Origin of the sequence: Actinomycetospora sp. NBRC 106375 (genome assembly GCF_030269665.1) — a bacterium.
Lineage (GTDB): Bacteria > Actinomycetota > Actinomycetes > Mycobacteriales > Pseudonocardiaceae > Actinomycetospora.
The window spans coordinates 1-2,455 of record NZ_BSTS01000056.1 but is presented as its reverse complement, the minus strand read 5'-3'; the positions used below and the strand labels follow the sequence as shown (position 1 = coordinate 2,455).

The window sequence follows — 2,455 nt, the reverse complement described above, 5'->3', positions numbered from 1 at the left end:
CCCGAACCCGGAAGCTAAGCCCTCCAGCGCCGATGGTACTGCGACCGCCAGGTCGTGGGAGAGTAGGACACCGCCGGAACACCCGACCACCCCCACACCACCCGGGGACCGGGAAACAGCACAGCACGACAGATGGGGCCGAACACGATCACGTGTCCGGCCCCATCGTCGTGTCGGCAGGATTTCCGCTCGTGGCCGATGAGTGCCCGCAGCCGTGCCGGAAATCGAGGGCGACCCGGTGGCACACGCTGCTAGGTTCGCGGAGGCCGTGCGAGAGGACGAGGAGGTGGCATCCGTGAACGCATCGACAGGGGTGCTCCCCTCCGTGGTCACGGTCGGGCGGTAGGTCGTCCGGGAGCGCCGGGAACTGCGCACTCTCGAAGGGCACGACCATGCGATTCACCACGCAACGGCGCCTCGATGACGGCGTCCTCGAGCGCGACTTCCTCCTCGGCGACGTCCCCGGCATCCTGTGGACGACGGAGTCGGCGTCGGCGCCCGCGCCGCTGATCCTGCTCGGCCACCCCGGCGGGCTCCGCGCGATGTACCCGCGGCTCGTGACGCGGGCCCGGAGCTGCGTCGCGGAAGGCTTCGCCGCGGCGACCGTCGAGCTCCCGGGGTGCGGAGACCGTCCGCGCTCCGCCACTGCCGACGAGGCGCGTGCGGACCTGCGCCGCGCGGTCCGTGCCGGCGAGCCGGTCGACGAGATCGTCGATCGGCTCGTGCTCCCGCTCGTCGACGCGGCCGTCCCGGAATGGCGGGGTGCCCTGGACGCCCTCCTCGCGTTGCCGGACATCGGCGGTCCGGTCGGGTACGCGGGAGGGGTGATGGCGATCGGCGTGCGGCTGGCGGTGGTCGAGCCGCGCATCTCCGCCGCGCTGCTGTTCGCCGGGAGCTTCGTTCCGCGGTCGATGGTCGAGGAGGCGCGACGCGTCTCCATCCCTCTCCTGGTCCTGCTGCAGTGGGACGACGAGGACAACGACCGCCAGATGGCGCTGGACCTGTTCGACGCCTTCGGCACCCGGCAGAAGACGCTGCACGCGAATACCGGCGGGCACACCGGGGTCCCGGCGTTCGAGGGGGAGAGCGGGAACCGGTTCTTCGCCCGGCACCTCACCTGACACGGCTCCGGTGGTGGCGTGGCGCGCCGTGGGTGCGGCCGGCTTCACGGCGGGAGCGCCCACACCGTCCGTCGGGCACGCGGAGGGCCGACCTCCCGGTCGCCACCGGGCCCCGGCGGTGATCGATGGCGCTCGCACCGACGACGCGCCGCCTGCCACCCCTGACCCGGCGCGGGACGGGTCCATCTCGCCGAGGCTCCTGAGCTCGGTCGCGCGCTGGACGGAGTCTGCGTGCTCGAGAGCCACGTCCGTCGGGGGGTCGGGGTGGTACGGGGACCCGAGGACCCGGGCGTGCACCGACAGCACCGGCGCCAGACGGCGGACGCGGTGGATGGGAACACGGGGGCCGAGAGCCCCGAGCCGTCGCCGCGCGGCGGTCCGGCGTCGGCCCGCAGACGTAGGGTGGCGTCATGACCGCGGCCGCCTCACCCCGCCCGCCCGGAGGTGGGCACGGGCGCGCGTGGGCGGACGCGACGCCGGCCGAGGTGCGGGCGGCACTCGCCCCGGAGAGCGCCACCGAGTTCGACCGGCAGTGGCGCGCCGCCCTCGCCGGGGCCGCCGAGTCCTACGACCTCTCGTCCGTGCACGCCTGCCTCGACGCCTGGCGACGCGTCGCCGAGGTCACCGCGGCGGCCGGCGGTGCCGAGGGGTATCGACGGCTCCGGGCGCGTGCCGCCGAAGCGCTCGATCGCGACGTGCCGACGGCGCCGTGGCGCGAGGTGCGTGCCGAGCTCGGCCTGTAGGTGGCCTACGAGATCGACGTCGCCTCGGTGCGCGGTGAGCTCGAGGCACTCCCACGTCCGGCCCTCGTCGCCCTGGCCGAGGTCCTGGCGGTCCTCGAGGTGTCGCCGTGGTCGGGTGAGCCGCTGGTCGACCGCAACCCCGGCGGGGCAGTACGGACGATGGCGTTCGGCGTCGCGGGTCTGGTGACGTACGTGGTGGTCGAACAGTTCGGGCGGGTGGACCTGCTCCAGGTGCACTGGGCCGGGTAGTCGCCGAGCCGTCGCGCTGTGCGGGCGAGGCGGGCTCGAGGCCCCGGACCTGCGACGACGGTGGGACACCACCCCCCGTGAGGGCCCGGATCATCGGCCCTGTAGTGTTTCCGCCGTCGCCGAGACAAGAGTGGTTGTACCTGGTCTGGTTGATGCAGTAAGCTAGGAAGGTCGCCCTCCTGAAGGTTCGCCCTGATCGGGCGGGTTGGACGGCGGTGTGGTTGTCCTTTGAGAACTCAACAGTGTGCCGATGTTTGGTGTGTTTGTCCTCGTCGGCGCTGCGTGCCCTTGTGTGGGTGTGTGGTGTCGTGGGGTTTCTTTGAGTGGCGCCTCCTTTTGTTT

At 72.6% G+C, this 2,455-nt stretch carries 3 protein-coding genes and 1 rRNA gene; all 4 read left to right on the top strand.

Annotation, left to right across the window (positions count from 1 at the left end; genetic code table 11):
• A 5S ribosomal RNA gene (rrf, locus tag QSK03_RS33500) occupies window positions 1–79 on the top strand; the annotation flags it as partial.
• Between the two features lie 313 nt (window positions 80–392).
• Window positions 393–1,121, top strand: a complete 729-nt coding sequence (locus QSK03_RS32805; RefSeq protein WP_285660018.1) for a dienelactone hydrolase family protein — start codon at window positions 393–395, stop codon at window positions 1,119–1,121.
• 410 nt (window positions 1,122–1,531) lie between these two features.
• Window positions 1,532–1,864 (top strand): DUF6247 family protein, encoded by a 333-nt coding sequence (locus tag QSK03_RS32800; RefSeq protein WP_285660017.1) that lies wholly within the window; start codon window positions 1,532–1,534, stop codon window positions 1,862–1,864.
• Window positions 1,865–2,113 (top strand): hypothetical protein, encoded by a 249-nt coding sequence (locus QSK03_RS32795; RefSeq protein WP_285660016.1) that lies wholly within the window; start codon window positions 1,865–1,867, stop codon window positions 2,111–2,113.
• The last annotated feature ends 342 nt before the right edge of the window (window positions 2,114–2,455 follow it).

What these genes read in the sequence shown, in the direction of transcription:
- QSK03_RS32805 (WP_285660018.1), top strand. Translation starts at nt 393, where the DNA reads ATGCGATTCACCACGCAACGGCGCCTCGATGACGGCGTCCTCGAGCGC.
- QSK03_RS32800 (WP_285660017.1), top strand. Translation starts at nt 1,532, where the DNA reads ATGACCGCGGCCGCCTCACCCCGCCCGCCCGGAGGTGGGCACGGGCGC.